At 70.2% G+C, this 17,378-nt stretch carries 13 protein-coding genes; 6 read left to right on the forward strand and 7 right to left on the reverse strand.

What is annotated here, in order from left to right; genetic code table 11:
- Nucleotides 1–80 precede the first annotated feature (80 nt).
- The 3 genes from ABZ319_RS30610 (at nt 81) to ABZ319_RS30620 (ending at nt 4,192) form a co-directional block, all read left to right on the forward strand.
- The gene (locus ABZ319_RS30610; protein ID WP_354990017.1) at nt 81–1,070 is read left to right on the forward strand and encodes an alpha/beta hydrolase family protein; all 990 of its coding nucleotides are present in this window, start codon (nt 81–83) and stop codon (nt 1,068–1,070) included.
- Between the two features lie 93 nt (nt 1,071–1,163).
- Nucleotides 1,164–1,895 carry a hypothetical protein gene (locus ABZ319_RS30615; RefSeq protein WP_354989991.1) on the forward strand — a complete coding sequence of 244 codons (732 nt, stop codon included), beginning with the start codon at nt 1,164–1,166 and terminating at the stop codon, nt 1,893–1,895.
- 542 nt (nt 1,896–2,437) lie between these two features.
- Nucleotides 2,438–4,192, forward strand: a complete 1,755-nt coding sequence (locus ABZ319_RS30620; RefSeq protein ID WP_354989992.1) for a hypothetical protein — start codon at nt 2,438–2,440, stop codon at nt 4,190–4,192.
- A gap of 29 nt (nt 4,193–4,221) precedes the next feature.
- On the opposite strand, the gene ABZ319_RS30625 is transcribed toward ABZ319_RS30620, so the two are convergent.
- Nucleotides 4,222–5,088 carry a hypothetical protein gene (locus ABZ319_RS30625; protein ID WP_354989993.1) on the reverse strand — a complete coding sequence of 289 codons (867 nt, stop codon included), beginning with the start codon at nt 5,086–5,088 and terminating at the stop codon, nt 4,222–4,224.
- 427 nt (nt 5,089–5,515) lie between these two features.
- Between ABZ319_RS30625 and ABZ319_RS30630 the strand changes: the two genes are divergently transcribed.
- The 3 genes from ABZ319_RS30630 (at nt 5,516) to ABZ319_RS30640 (ending at nt 9,024) form a co-directional block, all read left to right on the forward strand.
- Entirely contained in the window at nt 5,516–6,751 is a 1,236-nt protein-coding gene (locus tag ABZ319_RS30630; RefSeq protein ID WP_354989994.1) for a serine hydrolase domain-containing protein, read from the forward strand.
- Nucleotides 6,752–6,996: 245 nt separating this feature from the next.
- On the forward strand, nt 6,997–7,935 hold the full coding sequence (locus ABZ319_RS30635; protein ID WP_354989995.1) for a cutinase family protein: 939 nt from the start codon (nt 6,997–6,999) through the stop codon (nt 7,933–7,935).
- Between the two features lie 147 nt (nt 7,936–8,082).
- Complete coding sequence (locus ABZ319_RS30640) at nt 8,083–9,024, forward strand: alpha/beta hydrolase (RefSeq protein WP_354989996.1); 942 nt, start codon at nt 8,083–8,085, stop codon at nt 9,022–9,024.
- A 72-nt stretch (nt 9,025–9,096) separates the two neighbouring features.
- Here ABZ319_RS30640 and ABZ319_RS30645 read toward each other — a convergent pair whose 3' ends face one another.
- The 6 genes from ABZ319_RS30645 to ABZ319_RS30670 form a co-directional block, all read right to left on the reverse strand.
- Nucleotides 9,097–10,569 carry a glyceraldehyde-3-phosphate dehydrogenase gene (locus ABZ319_RS30645; RefSeq protein ID WP_354989997.1) on the reverse strand — a complete coding sequence of 491 codons (1,473 nt, stop codon included), beginning with the start codon at nt 10,567–10,569 and terminating at the stop codon, nt 9,097–9,099.
- A 98-nt stretch (nt 10,570–10,667) separates the two neighbouring features.
- Nucleotides 10,668–11,357 carry a DUF6182 family protein gene (locus tag ABZ319_RS30650; RefSeq protein WP_354989998.1) on the reverse strand — a complete coding sequence of 230 codons (690 nt, stop codon included), beginning with the start codon at nt 11,355–11,357 and terminating at the stop codon, nt 10,668–10,670.
- Nucleotides 11,329–12,165, reverse strand: coding sequence for a hypothetical protein (locus ABZ319_RS30655; RefSeq protein WP_354989999.1), 837 nt, complete (start codon nt 12,163–12,165; stop codon nt 11,329–11,331). The genes ABZ319_RS30650 and ABZ319_RS30655 overlap by 29 nt, the downstream gene beginning before the upstream one ends.
- Nucleotides 12,162–14,546, reverse strand: coding sequence for a phosphotransferase (locus ABZ319_RS30660; protein WP_354990000.1), 2,385 nt, complete (start codon nt 14,544–14,546; stop codon nt 12,162–12,164). Before ABZ319_RS30660 ends, ABZ319_RS30655 begins: the two co-directional genes overlap by 4 nt.
- Nucleotides 14,543–16,198, reverse strand: coding sequence for a GH3 auxin-responsive promoter family protein (locus ABZ319_RS30665; RefSeq protein ID WP_354990001.1), 1,656 nt, complete (start codon nt 16,196–16,198; stop codon nt 14,543–14,545). The genes ABZ319_RS30660 and ABZ319_RS30665 overlap by 4 nt, the downstream gene beginning before the upstream one ends.
- Before the next feature lie 31 nt (nt 16,199–16,229).
- A complete protein-coding gene (locus ABZ319_RS30670) occupies nt 16,230–17,375 on the reverse strand; it encodes a hypothetical protein (RefSeq protein ID WP_354990002.1) in 1,146 nt (381 codons plus the stop codon).
- Between the last annotated feature and the right edge of the window lie 3 nt (nt 17,376–17,378).

Genomic DNA, 17,378 nt, shown 5'->3' on the forward strand with positions numbered 1-17,378 from the left:
GGTGTCCCCCGGGGGACACCGGCCGGCACGGTCTTTCGAGCGAGTTCGACGAAGAGAGCGCTTTGTTCATGAAACACCGAATGTGGGCACTGCTGGCCAGTTCCTGCCTCACCGCCGCACTGGCTTTCGCGGTTCCGGCGGCCGTTCCCGCCGTCGCCGCCGCGGATCCCACCGCGGCCGAAGTCGTGCGGATCGACAAAGCCGGGCCGCGCCAGCAGGTCATGCACGTGTTCTCCCCCAGCATGGGCCGGACCATCACGCTGCAGGTGCTGCTCCCCTTCGACAACAGCGAGCCGCGCCCCACGCTGTATCTGCTCAACGGCGCGGGCGGCGGCACGGGCATGGCGACCTGGTACCGCCAGACCGATGTCGTGCAGTTCTTCGCCAACAAGAACGTCAATGTGGTCACCCCCGTGGACGGTTCGTTCTCCTACTACACCGACTGGCAGCGTGACGATCCCGCGCTCGGCCGCCACAAATGGACGACCTTCCTGACCAGCGAGCTGCCCCCGGTGCTGGACGCCGCCCTGGGCGCTTCGGGCGCGAACGCCATTGCCGGGGTGTCGATGTCGGCGTCCTCGGCCCTGAATCTCGCCATCGCCGCCCCCGAGGTCTATCGCGCCGTCGCCTCCTACAGCGGGTGCGCCTCGACCTCGGACCAACTGGGACGCGAATACGTCGAACTCGTGCTCGAGCGCGGTGACGCCGACGCCCGCAACATGTGGGGCGAGGACAACGACCCCGCGTGGCTGGCCAACGACGCGCTCGTCAATGCCGAACGCCTGCGCGGCAAGACGCTCTACATCTCGTCCTCGACCGGGCTGCCCGGACCCGCGGACACCCTCGACATGGTCGGCGGTCAGGCGTTCACCCTGGCGAACCAGATCATTCTGGGCGGCGCCATCGAGGCAGCGACCAACCAGTGCACGGTGCGCCTGGCCGACAAGCTCGCCACCCTGGCCATTCCCGCGACGGTCGAATTCCGGCCCACCGGAACGCATTCCTGGAAGTACTGGGAGGACGCGCTACACCGGTCGTGGCCGGTGCTGGAGGAAGCGCTCACCCGCTGATTCCGCGCGGCGCTCGCCGAACACCCTGTGCCCCAGCTCGATCCGGCGGTAAACCACTGGTCGGGCGGGGCCGGTGCTCGTTACAGTGCGGGCATGACACGTTTGAATCAGATTGTCGCCGTGGAGAAAGGGATCAAGTCCCGAACCTTTTCCGAGCTCACCGAGGCGCACCACCAGCTGGCGAAGAATCCGCTGCTGACCGGTATCTCGCGGACCTACCGCCCCAAGGACGAAGAGGGCGAGCAGTTGCCGCCCGAATCGACCCGGGTGCAGGTCAAGGCGGACGCGGTGCTCGAGACCACGGCGCAGATTCTGACCAAGCTGTTCGACGTGGTGGCGACCAAGGATTGGGCCAACTGCGCGGCCACCGCCGACGTGGTGGTCGACGGCCGCACGCTGGTGCGCGACACCCCGGTCACCTACCTGCTCTTCCTGGAGAAGCAGCTGATCGACCTGCACACGTTCGTGCGCAAGCTGCCGGTGCTCGACGCCGCCGAGTCCTGGGACTACGACGCCTCCGCCGACTGCTACGCCACCGAACCGGTACAGACCGTGCGCACCAAGAAGATTCCGCGCAACCACGTGAAAGCCGAAGCGACGGACAAGCATCCGGCGCAGGTCGAGGTCTATCACGAGGACGTGGTGGTCGGCTACTGGCGCACCATCAAGTTCTCCGGCGCGCTGCCCGCCAAGCGGGTCAACGAACTGACCGAGCGGGTCGAAAAGCTGCAGCACGCGGTGAAATTCGCGCGTGAGGAGGCCAACAACGCCGAGATCGCCCAGCAGCACCCGGGCGCGGAGATCTTCGGCTACCTGTTCGCCTGAAATTCGGTTGGCAGCGCCCGCGGCACCGGCTAATGTCGGTGCCGCGCAAGAGCGCAAGCTGAAACAGAAGCTCTGTGTCACAGGCACCAGAACGGTCCAGTGGAGGTTCGAATCCTCCCCCTGCCATCCACCCGGCGGGGTAGCCCAACGGCAGAGGCGCCGTGCCTTGAAACTCAGATTATCGCTCGAGCTTCAGCATTTTCCACCGAACGCCGAATCGAACGAACGGTTTGTCAACGTAGAGGTTGCGGGTTCAACTCCCGCCGGCTCAGCCACCAATGGGCCGTAGCTCAATCGCAGAGCGCTACGTCCTCAAACTCAGACCGTTCTCCACCGTGTCGGCGCGTTGCAAATGGGTGGACATCGAAGCCCCGAGGCAGGCTAGCCCTCGGGGCTTCCCCATTTCTTCCGGCCCCGAAAACGCTATGCTCATTGCGATCACGAGGGCCACAGCATTTTCCTCCGGCTCGGTGCGCGGACGCGAAGCCATTCGATTCCGCCGTCCGGGGTGGCCGCTCCGGGGAAGACAAGGCTAGGCGTTCATGGCACTGCAGCGGTGGAAACGGTCGGCGCTGGGGACGCTGTACCGGCTGAGCTACGGGGAGCGGGGCGTGGTGTACGCCGCCCCGAACGCGGCGGCGAGCCCGGTGAATTCGACGGCTTTCCTGGAATACGAGCCGCGGCTGCCGGGTGAGCTGGATCGCGCGGCGCTGGCGGAGCTGGCCGCGTTTCCCGGCACGCTGGCGCGCGGGGAGCGGGCCGAGTTGTTCGCGCGGGCGGCGTGGCCGTGCGGGGTGGTCGAGCAGGACGGTTCGGGCGCGATCGCGGGATTCCTGATGCCGCTGGCACCCCGGGTGTTCTTCCTCGACGCCGGGGGCGGCGACGCACCGCCGGTCGCCGCCCGCTTCCAGTATCTGCTCGACGCCGACGGGCTGGTGGCCGCGCGCGGTATCGCGCTCACCGACCGGCACCGGTACGAGCTGCTGGCCGAGGTCGCCGAAACGCTGAAACTGCTGCATCGGCATCGTGTTTCGGTCGGTGATCTGGCGCCGCGGAATCTGCTGTTCGCGCTGCGGCCCGCGCGGCGCGTGTATCTCACCGGGTGTGACACCGCGCGCTCGGGCGCGCTGTCGGTGAGCCCGCAGACCGAGACACCGGGCTGGGATGTGCGCTCGCTCGGTTCGGGCGAGGAATCGGCCACGCCGTATTCCGACGCCTACAAGCTCGGTCTGCTGGCGTTGCGGTTGCTCTCCGGGGATCACGCAACCCGCGATCCCGCCCGGCTGCCGCCGTACACGCCCGCCGCGATCGTCCGACTGACCCGGGCCGCGCTGTCCGCCGCGCCGGGGATGCGGCCGGTGCCCGAGGAGTGGATCTCGGCGCTGACCGAAGCTCTCGACCCCGCGGTCGAGGCGGCGCATGAGACCGCGGTCCTGCCGCGGGTGCAGCCGCAGTCGCCGGGAAAAGCGCCGCGCGGCAGCGCGGTTCGAGCGGGGCAACCGCGCAGGGGGGCCGGGACGGGCGGAGCACCGGCCGTCGACCCGCGCGCACACGGACGAGACCCCCGCACACCGGGCCGGGACCCCCGCTCACCGGCCCACGACCCGCACCCGCGTGCACACGACGCACACTCACGCGGACACGACTCGCGCCCACCGGTTCTCGATCCGCGCTCACCTGCTCCCGATCCGCACCAACCGGGTCGAGATCCGCATCCACCTGCCCGCGAGCCCGCGGCCAAGTGGCGCATCGCGGTGGCCGCGGCGCTGGCCGTCATCGCCGCCCTCGCGGTCGCCGTCGTCGTGGAACTGCGCGGCGAGCCGGACGGCGCGGCGGCCGGAATCACCACCGGGGAGTCCGTGAACGCCATGCCGGGCCCGGCCACCACCGCGCCCGCTCCCGTGGACGGCGAAGCCACCGGGCTGGCCGAACTCCGCGCCACGGTCGCCGCCGACGACGAGGTGGTCCGCCGCGATCTCGCCGAACGCTGGGTGCCGCAACTGAGTTCGAAACAGAACGGCATGAGCGCCGAGGGCACGACGTGGGGCCATGCCGACATCCTGCGGGAGCATCGCGAGCTGCGCGGGCGCTATCCCGGCGCGCGGCTGCTGGAATCCGGCTCATGGACGACCTTCGGCGAGGCCGACTACTGGGTCACCGTGGCCGGGGTGTCCTTCGCGACGTCCGGCGGCGCGATCGGCTGGTGCGCGCAGCAGAGCATCGACGCCGATCACTGCTACGCCAAACTGGTCAGCACGACCCGGCCGGTGGACGGCAGCACCCGCTACCAGTCGTGACGGACCGCGAAACCCGCTGCCGCAGTGCGCTATCGGAGAAGATTGACGATCTGCCGGTACGCGAGGCGCGTGGGCGGCGCGAGTTTGGACCAGGTGATGGCGCCCCCGGAGGCGAGGTGCGCGTCGTACGGGATCTCCGCGACCGACCGGACGAACTTGCCGAGGTAGGTGCGGATGTGTTTCGCGACGCCGGGCCCGTCGGTGGGGTGCTGGCGGGTGACCACGATGATGGCTTCGGCGAGATGGTATTCGCCGTAGTTGTCGTCGAGCCAGACCAGCGCCGGGCGCAGCCGGTTCACCGCGTCGGGGCGGGCGGCCAGGGTGATCACCAGGGCGATGCGGGAATCCGAGAGCAGCGGCGAGATCATGCGATTGGTGACCGGGGCGCCGGCGTCGTAGACCGGCAGGCAGCCCGCGTCGCAGAGGCTGCGGTGCACCGAGGCGTAGCTCTCGCGGCGCGGCAGCGCCTCGGGACCGCGCGGCAGGATGCCGACGCTGGAGGTGTTCTCGCCGCAGCTGTCCAGCACGGCCGAGGCGAGACTGCGATGGCTCATGTTCAGCCAGCTCTGCACGGTGCCGGCCGGATCGATGGCGTCGCAGCCGCGCGGGGCCAGATCGCCGCCGGTGGCGGTGGCGTCCACGACGACCGGCGAATGCTCGCGGTAGTTGTAGGAGGCGGCGGTGGCGATGCCGAGCGCGGTGGTGGTCGCGCCCGAGCCGCCGGAACTGCCCAGCACCAGCACCGAGGGCAGGTCGGCCCACAGCAGCATGCCGTTGTTGATTTTGGGGCGAACCAGGTCGGTGGGCGATCCCGGGGGCGGTGGGCGCAGCAGCAGCGAGAGGTCGGTCGGGGTGGTGGACAGCCGGGCCGGGTGATCGGGGATTACGTCGAACACTGGAGATTCCTTCGTGCGAGCGGCATTCCATGCTGCGGAATCGGGATTGTCGCGGCGTCCGCGCTGACGGCGACAGCGATGGCGTACATCGCGTGAACGATCTGGATGCAGCGCCTCGCGGGGCGGCCGACTCCACATCGTGCCGACGTTGTTCCCCCTGCGCTACGACATATTCGAAGAAATCCTCGAGTACCCTGCCCCCGGCACACCCCCTACGGTCGCATTGCCGAAAGGGAGTCGCAAAACAGTTGCACAACAACCCCTTTCGATAGCGAAAGATACTACATCCGATCTTGCGGGTGCGCTTGTTCGATGCGCACGATTTCACAACGAATCGCGAACGTTGGCACATTGTGTCGGAGTAGCGAATTCATTGTGTCTGAGACAGCTCTTGTTTCCGGGCCCGCACCGCCGCTATCGTTGGTCGATGAACGCACCACAGTCAGCCGCCGCCGGTCTGCCGATCGGCGTGGGCGGCGCCGCCGATCCCCGATTCGACGCCCCGCTGCGGACCTTCGCGCGAATCTTCGCCGGGCGCAGCGGAAATGGCGGCGCACTCGCGGTGCACCAGCACGGGGTCCCGGTCGTGAACATCTGGGCGGGCGCCGCCGACGCGCACGGCACGCCCTGGACCGCCGACACCGGAGCCATGATCTACTCCGCCTCCAAGGGCGTCGCGGCCACCGTCCTGGCCCGCCTCGCGGACCGCGGCCTGCTCGACTACGCCGCGCCGGTGGCCGAGTACTGGCCCGAATTCGCCGCCAACGGCAAGGCGGACATCACCGTCGAACAGCTGCTGAGCCACCGCGCCGGACTGTCCGCGCTGCCCGCGACCACCGTCGAGGAGGTGCTGGACCATCGCCTCATGGAGGAGCGGCTGGCCGCGGCCGCGCCCGATCACCTGCGCGGCAAGCCGATCTATCACGCCCTCACCATCGGCTGGCTGATGGCGGGGCTGGCCCGGGCGATCACCGGCCGGGACATGACCGAGCTGTTCCGCACCGAGGTCGCCGAACCGCTCGGCACCGACGGCATCCACCTGGGCCGCCCGCCCGCCGGCGCGCGCACCCGGCCCGCGAATCTGGTGGGCTCGATGAAAACCCTTGCCGATCGCACCATTCCGGGGCCAGCGTCCGCGCTGGCCTTCCGGCTCCCGAACATCGTGCGCGCGCCGATCGCCTCGATCTACGTTCCCGGGCTGGAGAGCATCTTCCGCGGCGAGCACCCGCGCATCCTGGAGACCGCGCTGCCCGCGGGCAACGCGGTCTGCACCGCGACCGGGCTGGCCACCATGTACGGCGCGCTGGCCTCGGGCGGCACCGCGGCGGGCAAGCCGTACCTGACCGCGCACACGGTGCGGGCGCTGGAACGGGTGCGCACCTATCAGCTGGACCGCGCCCTGGTGGTGCCGTTCTGGCACCTGGGCTATCACAGCCTGCCGGCGCTGCGCGCCCCGCGCGGATACGGCCACATGGGCGCGTTCGGCTCGACCGGCTGGGCCGATCCCCGGTCGGGCGTGTCCATCGGCTTCGTGCACAACCGAATGTCGCTGGGCTGGAGCGCCATCGACATGACCCTGATCGTGCCCCTCATCCACCAGATCCTGCACGCGGCGAGCCTGTCCGCGCCGGGCGCCGACCAGCGGACCGCGGGCGCGGCCTGAGCGACTCACCCGGGGGCCGTTTTCGCGAGGCTCGCCGTAGCAGAAGGCGCTGGTAGCGGCGTTTACGGCGTTTCTCCGCCAACCAACGACAGACCATCCGGTTCCTTTGATATCTTCGGCCCATCGCGTCGCCCCGCACCGAGTCGGCTCGCTCGGTGTCATCGCGCGGGGGCACGCATATCGGCACCAATGTGAGTGTGGAGAAGTCGTCCGAACGTTCTGAAACAAAACAAGGGGTGTGAACCTTGTCCTTTCGAACTACGCGATCCTTCAAAGCGGCATCCGGCGCCATCGCGACGGTCCTGGCGACCGCCGCCGGCATACTCGGCGCGGCCGGTGCGACACCGGCGTACGCGAGTCCCGCCGACTGCCCCAACGTCAACGTGGTGGCCGTGCCCGGCACCTGGGAAACCTCCAGAGACGACCCCGGCCAGGGCATGCTGGCCGGGGTCACCCGCGGACTGCCGGGCACGGTCCGCACCGACTACGTGAACTACGCGGCCACCGCCCTGCCGTGGGAGGGCGAGGTGTACGGCCGCTCCAAACTCGAGGCCGTCACCAACGCCCGGGCCATGATCGTCAGAATGGCCGCGCGCTGCGCCACAACCAAATTCGCGTTGATCGGCTACAGCCAGGGGGCCGACGCGGCCGGTGACCTGGCCGCCGAGATCGGCACCGGGCTCAGCGTCATCCCGCCCGAGAAGGTGGTGGCGGTCGGCCTGCTCTCCGATCCGCGCCGCTCCCCCACCGATGTCCTGGTCGGGCCCCCGGTGCCGGGCGCGGGCGCGGGCGGAGCCAGAGTCGGAGGTTTCGGCTGGCTCACCCCCAAGGTGCGCACCTTCTGTGCCGAGGGCGATCTGTACTGCTCGGTGCCCAACGATGATCTGGCCGGCCGCTTCGCCGGGTTCATGACCCAGCTCTCGGCGCCCGATCCGCTGCAGTTCCCCAATTACGCCCTCACCTTCAACAGCATTCTCGGTGAGGCGCTGCTCCCCGGCGGCAACGCCATTCTGTCCGCTCCGGCCGAGAATCCCGCCGGTGAGCAATGGATGCGCCAGGTACAGGATTTCCTGGAATCGGGCGTGCACCAGTCCTATCCCCGCTACGTGGTCGACGAGAGCGGTTCCACCGCCACCGCCTGGCTGCGTGACTGGATAACCGACGAGGCCGACGAAACTCCCTGAGGCCGAGCACTATCGGCGAGCTCATCCCCTGTCGTCGATCGAATCAGCGGCACCGCAGGTTTCCGAAAGCGCGGCCGCGCCCTGTCCGTCAGGCTCGATGTGCGCCGGTCACCGGCGCACATCACGACGACAGGGAGATGAGCGAGCATGAGTACCGACGAGCGCACCGCGCGGCCGAGTTGGCAGAACCGCGTGGTCACCGCCTTGGTCGCCGCGCTGGGCGACCGCGAGATGTTCGGCGATCCGGCCCGGCTGCACGCGGCCCTGGACAAGCGCGACCGCCGGACCGGCGAGGTGCGCCCGCCCGCCGCGCTGCGCAAACGGGCCCGGGTCACCCGGGAGGAATTCGAGGGCTGGCCGGTCTTTCGCATCACCCCGCCCGGACCGGTGCGCGATGCCGTCTTCTTCCTGCACGGCGGTGGGTTCATTCGCGAAATCGTGGGCGCGCACTGGAAATTCGCCGCCCGGCTCGGCCTGGAGTCGAACGCCGAGGTGATCGTGCCGATCTATCCGCTGGTCCCGCACATCGGCGCGGCCGACATGGTCGCGATCACCACCGCGCTGCTGGCCCGCACCGTCGAAGAGCGCGGCACGGGAAGGACTTTCGTGGTCGGCAATTCCGCGGGCGCGGGACTGGGACTGGCCGCGGCCCAGACGCTGGCCGCCGAGGACGGCCCGCGCCCGGCAGGCCTGATCCTGATCTCCCCCTGGCTCGACGGCTCGATGTCGCATCCCGATCTGCCCGGGCTCGAGGCGGTCGATCCGTTCCATCGGGCCGCGGGCCTGGCCGAGATCGGCAGGCTCTACGCGGATGGGCTCAGCGTGCGGGATCCGCGGGTGAGCCCGCTGTTCGGGCCGATGACGGGGCTGGCCCCGCTGACGGTGTTCAGCGGCACCCGGGAACTGTTCCTCACCGACGCCCGGACGCTCGCCGACCGTGCCGAGGCCGCGGGCATCCCGATCGACTATCACGAGGCCCCGGGCCTGCCGCACAACTACGCCCTGTTCCCGACCCCCGAGGGCCGGGCCGCCCGGGCGGTGATCCTGGCGGCCTGCCGGGCGCCGCTGCCGGCGGGGCAGCCGCACTGAACCGGTGGTGAAAAGCGTTCGGCCGCCGCGAGAATCGCGACGGCCGGACGCTGTGTGCGAGTGGGTGACGAGCTATCGCGCGCCCGCCGGGGCGGCCTCGCGGTCGTCCGCCGGCAGGTGCGGGTACGTCGGGTACTCGATGCCCGAGATGTACTGCACGGTGCGCACCACCTGGCAGGAGTAGCCGAATTCGTTGTCGTACCAGAGGTAGAGGATGGCGGTGTCACCGTCGACGATGGTCGCGTTGGCGTCCACGATCGACGCCGCGCGCGAGCCGATGAAGTCGCTGGAGACGACGTCGGTGGCAGCGGTGTAGTCGAGGTTGCGGCTCAGCGGACCGGCCAGGGAGACCCCGCGCAGGTAGTCCAGCACCTCGGCCTTGCTCACCTCGCGCCGCAGCTGCAGGTTGAGGATCGCGACCGAGACGTCCGGCGTGGGAACGCGAATCGAGTTGCCGGTGATCTTGGCCTTGAAGTCCGGCATGGCCTTGGCCACCGCGGAGGCCGCGCCGGTCTCGGTCAGCACCAGGTTGAACGGCGCGGACCGGCCGCGGCGGTCGGCCGGGTGGTAGTTGTCCAGCAGGTTCTGGTCGTTGGTGAACGAGTGCACCGTCTCCACGTGCCCGCGCACGATGCCGTACTCGTCGTCCATCGCCTTGAGCGGCGGCACGATGGCGTTGGTGGTGCAGGACGCGCAGGACACGATCTGCTCGGACTGATCCAGCGTCCGGTGGTTGACCCCGTGCACGATGTTGGGCACGTCGCCCTTGCCGGGCGCGGTGAGCAGCACCTTGGCGATGCCCGGGCGCAGGTGCTGGCCCAGGCCCGCGCGGTCGCGCCACTTGCCGGTGTTGTCGATCAGGATCGCGTCGTTGATCCCGTACGCGGTGTAGTCGATCGTGGTCGGATCGTCGCTGTAGATGAACTTGATGACATTGCCGTTGGCGATGATCGTGTCGTTGTCCGCGTCGACCTTGATGGTGCCGTTGAACTGCCCGTGCACCGAGTCGCGGCGCAGCAGCGAGGCGCGCTTGGCCAGATCGTCCTTACCGCCCTTGCGGACCACGACCGCGCGCAGGTTCAGGCCGTTGCCCGAACCGCTCTTCTCGATGAGCAGCCGGGTGACCAGACGCCCGATCCGGCCGAAGCCGTACAGCACAACATCGCGCGGGCCCTGGGCCTCGGCCTTGTTGCCGCCGGTGATGTCGGCCAGCACGTCGGCGGTGAACTCGGGGACGGTGAGCCCGCGGTCGTCGGCGCGGTAGGCCATCACCAGCCGGCCCAGGTCGATCTTGCTCGGGCCCAGGTCGAGGGTGGTGAGCACCTCGAGGAAGGGCAGGGTCTCCTCGATCGAGAGCTCTTCGCCCTCGATCTGGCGCGCGAAGCGGTGCGTCCGCAGAATGCTGATCACCGATTTGTTCACCAGCGATCGGCTGTGCAGCAGGATGGTGACACCCTTGTCCCGGTACAGCCGTCCAATGATCGGAATCATCGCCTCCGCGGAAGCTTCGTGGGCGTTCCAGCGGTCAAGATGGTCGGTAGTCAACACACGTCCTCAGGGGTTTCCTCGATCAGTACGACTGATCGATGCTAACCAGGTCCGCACTATCACAAGGCCCCGCTACCCCCCTGTGAGGTCGATATTCACCCGCTTCGGGTCAGCGCGGCGTAGCAGCGCAGCCGTCCGGGGTCCGCGCGATCGACGGCGATTCTGCGGTATTCCGATTGGCCCGCATCGAATTCCGCGTTCGCGACGGTCCGCAGGGTCAGGGCCGCACCGGGTGGCAGCGCACCGGTGAAAGTGGATTCCGCCACACTATGGTTCACGTGGATCATGAATTCCTCCACGGCCAGGTCGGAGACGTCCACGATCAGCGTGTACGCCCCCGTGGGCGCGGCATCGGGAACCGGTCGCGGTTCGATCGGCAGTTCGAGCCCGGCGGCCAGGCGGACCGGCCCGCGAAAGGGCCGCAGCAGCCGGCCGACACCCGCTGTCGCCGCGGCCGGGCACGGCCCGTACCAGGCGATCGCACCGCCCGCCGCGACCTGATCGGCCGGGTGCCGCACCGCCAGGTTGGCGGGCTCGCCCGCCAGGAAGACGGTCCGGGTGAAGTTCGCGCACCACGCGGCCACGGCCGGACGCGCGAGCGCGTGCGCGAAATCGCGGCAGGCGCGCACGAAGTCCGCCGGGTCGAACGCGGCCACCACCGCGACCACGCATTCGCCCGCGGCCGGATCGACGGGCTCACCGCCGGACTCGGCCGCGGCGGCCAGGGTGGCCAGCGCGGTCAGGCGCTGTTCGGCCTCACGCCGCAGCGCGTCCTGCGGGAGCATCGACACCCGCCTTCGCCAGCAGGGACACGATCGCGGCGACGACCTCGTCCGGGGTCAGGTCGCCGACCTCGAGCCGATGCACGACCAGGCCCGGTTCGGGATCCGCGCACAGTCGTTCGTAGGCCAGTCGCACCGCGCCCAGCCGCTGCTCGGTCTCGTGCGCCTCGCGGGGTTTGGCGCGGTTGCAGATGCGCCGCACGGCCGACTCGACGGGCAGGTCGAGCCACACCACCGCTCGCGGCAGCGGGGCGCGCAGGATGGTCTGCAGCCGGCTCACCGGCGGCGGGGCGGCGGCGAGGCCGACGAGCTCGCGCACCAGCGCCTCGGGTTCGGGCCGGCGCCCCGAGTGCCGGGCCTGGGCGTGGATCCAGCGCACGACGAGCTCGCGCGCGGGCGGGTCCAGGGTGTCGAGCCAGCCGCGGGTGTCGGCGGCCGCGCCCACGCGGGTGATCATGCCGTGGAACATCGGCAGGTAGACGCTCGCGTCGATCACCGGGTGCCGATCCGAGAACAGCACCGCGGGCGTGTGCGCCTGGGTCACGAACGCCGCGGTCGGCCCGTACATGCACATCTGGAGATAGAGCGCGGTCAATTTCAAACTGGGACTGCCGGATTCGTCGGCGGCGCGGCCCAGTCGCTCCAGCGCCCGCGAGAGGTCGTGCAGGGGCGCGTCGGCGACGTCGTGATTGCGCAGGCTGGACACCACCGCGCCGTGCCCGCCGAAACGCTCGGCCAGCGCGGCGATGGCGGTGGACTTCCCGGAGCCGTCGATGCCGACGAGGGCGATCGTGGGACTGTTCGAGGTCATACGGTTTCCATTTCGAGAGCGAGCAGGCGCAGGGTCGTCGCGGTGACCCTTTCCAGGAACGGCAGTTCCTGGTGGGCGTGCGCCAGCAACAGCAGCTGGAGCCGGTAGATCGCGAAATCCCAGAGCGCCCAGCGGTATCCGCGCCGCCACGCGGCCGGGTCCAGCGGTGCGCCGGTGTGGTGTTCGATGGCCGCGCGGTGGTGCTCGACGAGTTCGGCGACGCGGTCCGGGCCCACGTCGGGCGGTAGCGCGAAGGCCAGGAAGTCGGCGAGGTCGCGCTGGGGCAGGTGGATGGTGGCCAGCTCCCAGTCGTAGGCCACCAGGCGATGATCCCCGGCCCGCAGCGCGATGTTGCGCAGGTTGAAGTCGCCGTGCACCAGCGTGCGCGGTGCGGCGGCCACCGCCGTCCACCACACCGGACTGGTCTCCACGATGTGCGCCAGCCGCGCGCGGTCCGCTTCGCCTATCCAGCGGGGGAATTCGGCGGCGTTGTGCGCCACCAGGGCGCGCCACAGCGGCACGGTGTCCGCGGCCTGCTCCGGGGTCCGGACCGCGCCGAGCCGGCCGGTGGCCGCCAATTCGGCTTCGCGCCCGAGCCATTGGGCGTGCACACCCGCGATGCCGTCCAGGGCCGCGGCCAGGTGTTCGGGCTGCCAGTCCGCGGGCGCGTCGACGGTGTCGCGCAGGATCACGTCCGAGCCGAGCCGCTCGAGCAGCAGCACGTACGCCTCGCGGGCCTGATCCTCGAGCAGTCCGTACAGCTCGGGCATGACCGCGCGCAGCGCGCCGTCGGCGTGTCGGTAGAGCGCGAGTTCGCGGGTGTGGGTGTCGCGGAAACCGGTGTGCTCGCGCCAGCGCGCGTGTTGTTCGGCGACCTCTCCCCCGGCGAGCGAGGCCAGTTTGCCGAGCTCGATGATCACCTCCTCGTCGACCGGTTTCACCTTGGCGATGAGTTCGGCGGTCTTGGTGTCCTGATCCGAGAGCGCGTACGACACCGACAACGGCAGCAGGCCGACGAACTTGCGCCGTTCGCCGCCGCCGACGGCCTCGGTCAGCAGGCTGTCCACGCCGCCGTGGTCGAGCGCGGTGACCTCGGAGACCGTGAGTTCGGGCCGGGCCAGGGCGTCGGCCATCATCGAGGCCACGAGGGTGGCGTCGATGGCCTCGGCGGTGAGCCAGTCCACCCGGGTGCTGCGGCCCAGGCGGGCGTGCGCGTCGGCGAACTGCCCGGCCACGATGGCCGCCGCGGTGGACAGGTCCAGGGCCAGCGCGTACCCGCAGACGATCTCGGCGAGCCGCCGGGCGCCGTGTTCGCCGGTGCAGCCCATGGCGGCCAGGAAGTCGTGCTGCTGCGCCAGTGTGGTTCCGCCGCCGACGGTTCCGACGATGAGGTTGGGCAGGATGAGCCCGGCCAGCAGTCCGTCGGCGGTCTCCTCCGCCGAGAACAGCGCGGCGCCCGACTCGTGGACGCACGCCACGTCCTGGCCGGTGGCCACGAACATCGCGGCGATGACGTTGGTGGCGTCGATGTCGGCGGCCGCGGCGCCGCTGAACTGGGCGGCCAATTGCGCCTTGCGCCAGACCGAGGCGATGGATCGGGCGTCGGTCTTGAGGACGCGGCGCAGGGTCTCGTGATCGATCAGGCATTCGGCCTGCACGTGCGACCCGCGCCCGCCGAAACGGTTCAGGGCGGTGAGCTTCTTGTCCCCGCTCATGTTGCCCTCGACGGTGAACCAGACGGGAGCCGGCCGGCCGGTGGCGGCGAGTTCGTCCCGAATCCATTGGCAGGCGCGCCAGGTCGACACCGTGGTCATGTTCTGGCCCGCGGCGTCGCCGGTCTCGAACACGAATCGCACGTGCACGACGCGGCCCAGCTGGATGGGATCGACGTCCAGCAGCGTCGAATAGCGCGACACGGCCCGCACCTGCGCGGCCAGCCGGGCCCGGCGGTCGAGCGCACCGATCCAGGCGGCGAAGGCGGCGGCGGCGTCCAGCGAGGCGAATTCGAAGGCGGGCGCGCGGACCATGCGCTGGGACAGCACCCGGGTGGTGACCCCGCCGGAGCGGGTCATCGCCTTGGCGCCGCGGGTCACCGAGGCGACCAGCGCGCCCTCGGTGGTGGCCAGCGGGGCCAGGATGCCGCCGCGGGCGTGTTCGCCGGTGAACAGCAGCGGCCCGGCCAGTCCCACCGGGATCTCCACCGTCGCAACGTAGTTCTCGATGTTGCCGCGCAGCGATCGCGCGTCGATGCCGGGTTCGCGCAGCGCGTCGAGCCCGGCGCCAGCGGTGCGCCGCCACCAGTCCAGGCGGGTGCGCCGGGCCAGTTCGCTGTATTGGCCGCGACAGGGGATGTCGTCGTCCAGGGGCGCCGGGGTGCTCACGGTGCGACCTCGTTCCAGACCGGCGATCGGTCGTCGAAGACCCGGTCCTTGACGCGCGAGGGTGTGGGCGCGGCGCGGACCTGGTCGAACCAGACGTCGAAGAAGGACGTCAGACTCACCTGGCTCACCCGCAGCGGGCCGAGGTCGCCGCGCTCGCGGGCGATCGCGTACGCCGCGACGTCCGCGCACAGGCGGCGATCGGCGAGCTCCTCGAAAGCCGTTACAGCGGACGGTGATTCGGCCGCGGTGAACGCGACGGCGGCGTGGTGATGCGGAACGCCCTGCCGCGCATCGAGTTTCCACACCAGATTACGCACCTCGAGGCCGCTCTCGTGTGCGGTCGCGCGCAGGGCGCGCAGCGCCTGATCCTCGCGCAGCGGCGTCCCGGAGACGGTGAGCGTGCCGTGCCGCCCGGCGTAGGCGACCCGGGGCGTGCGCCCGATGTGCCCGGCGACGTACACGAGATCGCGGGTGGCGCACCGGTAGATGCCACCGGCGCGGGTGAGCACGACGTGGTAGGTGCGGTCCGCCTCGAGTTCGTGTGCCAGCAGGGTGGGGCTGTCCGGCTCGATCTCCTGTTCCACCGGGATGAATTCGTAGAAACACCACGGCACCGCGAGCGGCCCGGCGTCGGGATGCCGGTCCAGCGGGACCACCAGCGGACCCTCGCAGGACCCGACCGGGGCGGTCATGATCTTGACTCCGGGCCCGTACTCGCGGGCCACGGCCGGGAGGTAGAGCCCGGCCACGTAGGTGGTCCAGGTGACGACCCCGCCCAAGCGTGGCCACAGGTCGATCGGGCGAACGGTCCCGAACCAGCGCGCGTGCGCTTCGATGCGGCGGGCGGTCTCGGGATCGGGATCGGTGAACGGGACCCCGTCCAGGGTGCCGTCGTACAGGTCCTTCACGATGGCGGGCCACCAGCGGCGCAGCTGTTCCGGAAGCGCGTGCGCGATACCGGGATTCATGGCGATGACGCAGCGCACGTCGTACTGCGCGGCGATGCGCAGGCGCAGGTACATGCGCCGCAGCGCGTCCGCGTCCCGGAAGCTCTCGGGCAGCTGACTCCAGGCGGCGCGATTGCCCAGCCCGACCGCGGCCTCCTCGCCGAGTGCGCTGAAATCGACCTGGCTGGGCCCGATGTGGGGCTGTCCGCCCGAGGTGCGCCGGATGTTCGAGAACGGGTCCTGCCAGAGGTTCAGCACGGCGTTGTCACCGGCCAGCATGTCCGCGTTCTGCCCGAGAATGGTGGACAGGCCCGCGAAATAGAAGGGCATCAGGCCCTCCCGCATGTACGTCATGGTCGCCGGGACACGCTTCTCGGTCCCGGTGGTGCCGCTGCTGGAGAAGAACGCGAAGGGATCCTCGGCGTCGAGCACGTTGTGCGCGCCGCCGATCACCGATTCGATCCAGGGCGCGAAGTCCTCGTGCACCCGGATGGGCACCGCGCGCCGGTAGTCCGCGACGTCGGTGATGTCCGCGAATCCGTGTTCGCGCCCGAAGTCGGTGCCCTCGTTGCGGCGGATCAGCCGGTCCAGGAACTGCGCCTGCACCCGTTCGGGTTCGGCCAGGGCGGCGGTGATCGTCTCCCGGCTCGCGACGGCCAGGCGGCGGATCGAGTCGACGCGTTGTTCGATGTCGGTGGATGTCATGGGCGACCTTCTTCTTCGAAAAACTGGCTCTTCACAGGAAGAGTTCGGTGAGCACGTCCCGGGGCACGGGGCGGCTGATGACCGCGGCGGAGAGACGGTAGGGGTCGACCCAGGCCGACCGCGTGAGATGGCGCCGCACAAAGGCTCCCGCGTCCCCGGGGCGCTCGGGCGCGGACAGCAGTTTGCGGGCGCGGACCATGGCGCGGTAGAGCAGCCGCTGGTCGAAGGACTCACCGGCGGCGCGACCCAGCATGGCGCCGTAGTACACGCGCATGCCCAGCCGATATTCCTCGATCGTGAACTGTGCCAGCGCGGTCCGGGATATCTCACCCAAACTCGCGCCGTCCCAGCCGCCCGCCCGGCTGGACTGCACCACGCCGCCCAGCGGCACGCGCCCCAGTGCCAGGCGCGAGGTCCGGACGCCGTAGTGCGCCAGGATCTTCTCGACCAGGACGAAATCCTGGGCGATCTCCTCGTCGTGCACCAGCAGCACGTGATCGTGGTCCGCGACCACCGGCAGGATGTCGCGCAGGGCGGTGAGCAGGTAGTTGGCGTGCCCGTCCGCGCCGATCACCGGGCGCAGCGGCACGCCCCAGCGGGTGCCGTCCAGGTAGACCGGGCCCCCCACCGCGCGCTGATCCAGGCACAGTTTGTCCGCGCGCAGCCGGTCCACCACGTCCTGCGCGGTGCACGGGTGCGGGCGATCGGCGTGCAGGCCGGGGTCGGCGACGCCGAGCGTGCGCAATTGCGCGCTCCACAGATCGAGCATGCGGGCCGAGGCGGGATGCACCCAGCCCGTGCGCTCCACGCGCTCGGTGTAGTCGCGCAGCGCGGTGGGGTCGAAACGCGTTTCGGCGCCGTGGAATTCGACGTACAGCCGGCCGATGTCGAGATCGTCGAGGGCGGCATAGTCGTGCCCGCCGTATTCGCGGTCCAGGTAGGCCCAGAACTGCACGGTCTGGCCCGCCAGGTTCGGGGTGCGCGAGTTCCAGATGCAGGTGACCTCCGCGACTTCCCGGGAAGCCTTGCACAGCAGGTCGACCCACAGCATGCCCTTGACGTGGGTGGGCAGCAGCGGCTTGGTGGGGGTGATGGAGATGGGCGCGACGAGCAGCCGGGGGCGGGGGCTCGCGGCGGCCCGCCGATCGGCGGCCGGCGCCGATACCGTGAGATTCATTGC

This window comes from Nocardia sp. NPDC005978 (assembly GCF_040614455.1).
Taxonomy (GTDB): domain Bacteria; phylum Actinomycetota; class Actinomycetes; order Mycobacteriales; family Mycobacteriaceae; genus Nocardia.

Bases quoted from the DNA above. Each gene is read 5' to 3' on its own strand.
- ABZ319_RS30610 (WP_354990017.1), top strand. From the start codon at position 81: ATGTGGGCACTGCTGGCCAGTTCCTGCCTCACCGCCGCACTGGCTTTC.
- ABZ319_RS30615 (WP_354989991.1), top strand. From the start codon at position 1,164: ATGACACGTTTGAATCAGATTGTCGCCGTGGAGAAAGGGATCAAGTCC.
- ABZ319_RS30620 (WP_354989992.1), top strand. From the start codon at position 2,438: ATGGCACTGCAGCGGTGGAAACGGTCGGCGCTGGGGACGCTGTACCGG.
- ABZ319_RS30630 (WP_354989994.1), top strand. From the start codon at position 5,516: ATGAACGCACCACAGTCAGCCGCCGCCGGTCTGCCGATCGGCGTGGGC.
- ABZ319_RS30640 (WP_354989996.1), top strand. From the start codon at position 8,083: ATGAGTACCGACGAGCGCACCGCGCGGCCGAGTTGGCAGAACCGCGTG.
- ABZ319_RS30650 (WP_354989998.1), bottom strand. From the start codon at position 11,357: ATGCTCCCGCAGGACGCGCTGCGGCGTGAGGCCGAACAGCGCCTGACC.
- ABZ319_RS30655 (WP_354989999.1), bottom strand. From the start codon at position 12,165: ATGACCTCGAACAGTCCCACGATCGCCCTCGTCGGCATCGACGGCTCC.
- ABZ319_RS30665 (WP_354990001.1), bottom strand. From the start codon at position 16,198: ATGACATCCACCGACATCGAACAACGCGTCGACTCGATCCGCCGCCTG.
- ABZ319_RS30670 (WP_354990002.1), bottom strand. From the start codon at position 17,375: ATGAATCTCACGGTATCGGCGCCGGCCGCCGATCGGCGGGCCGCCGCG.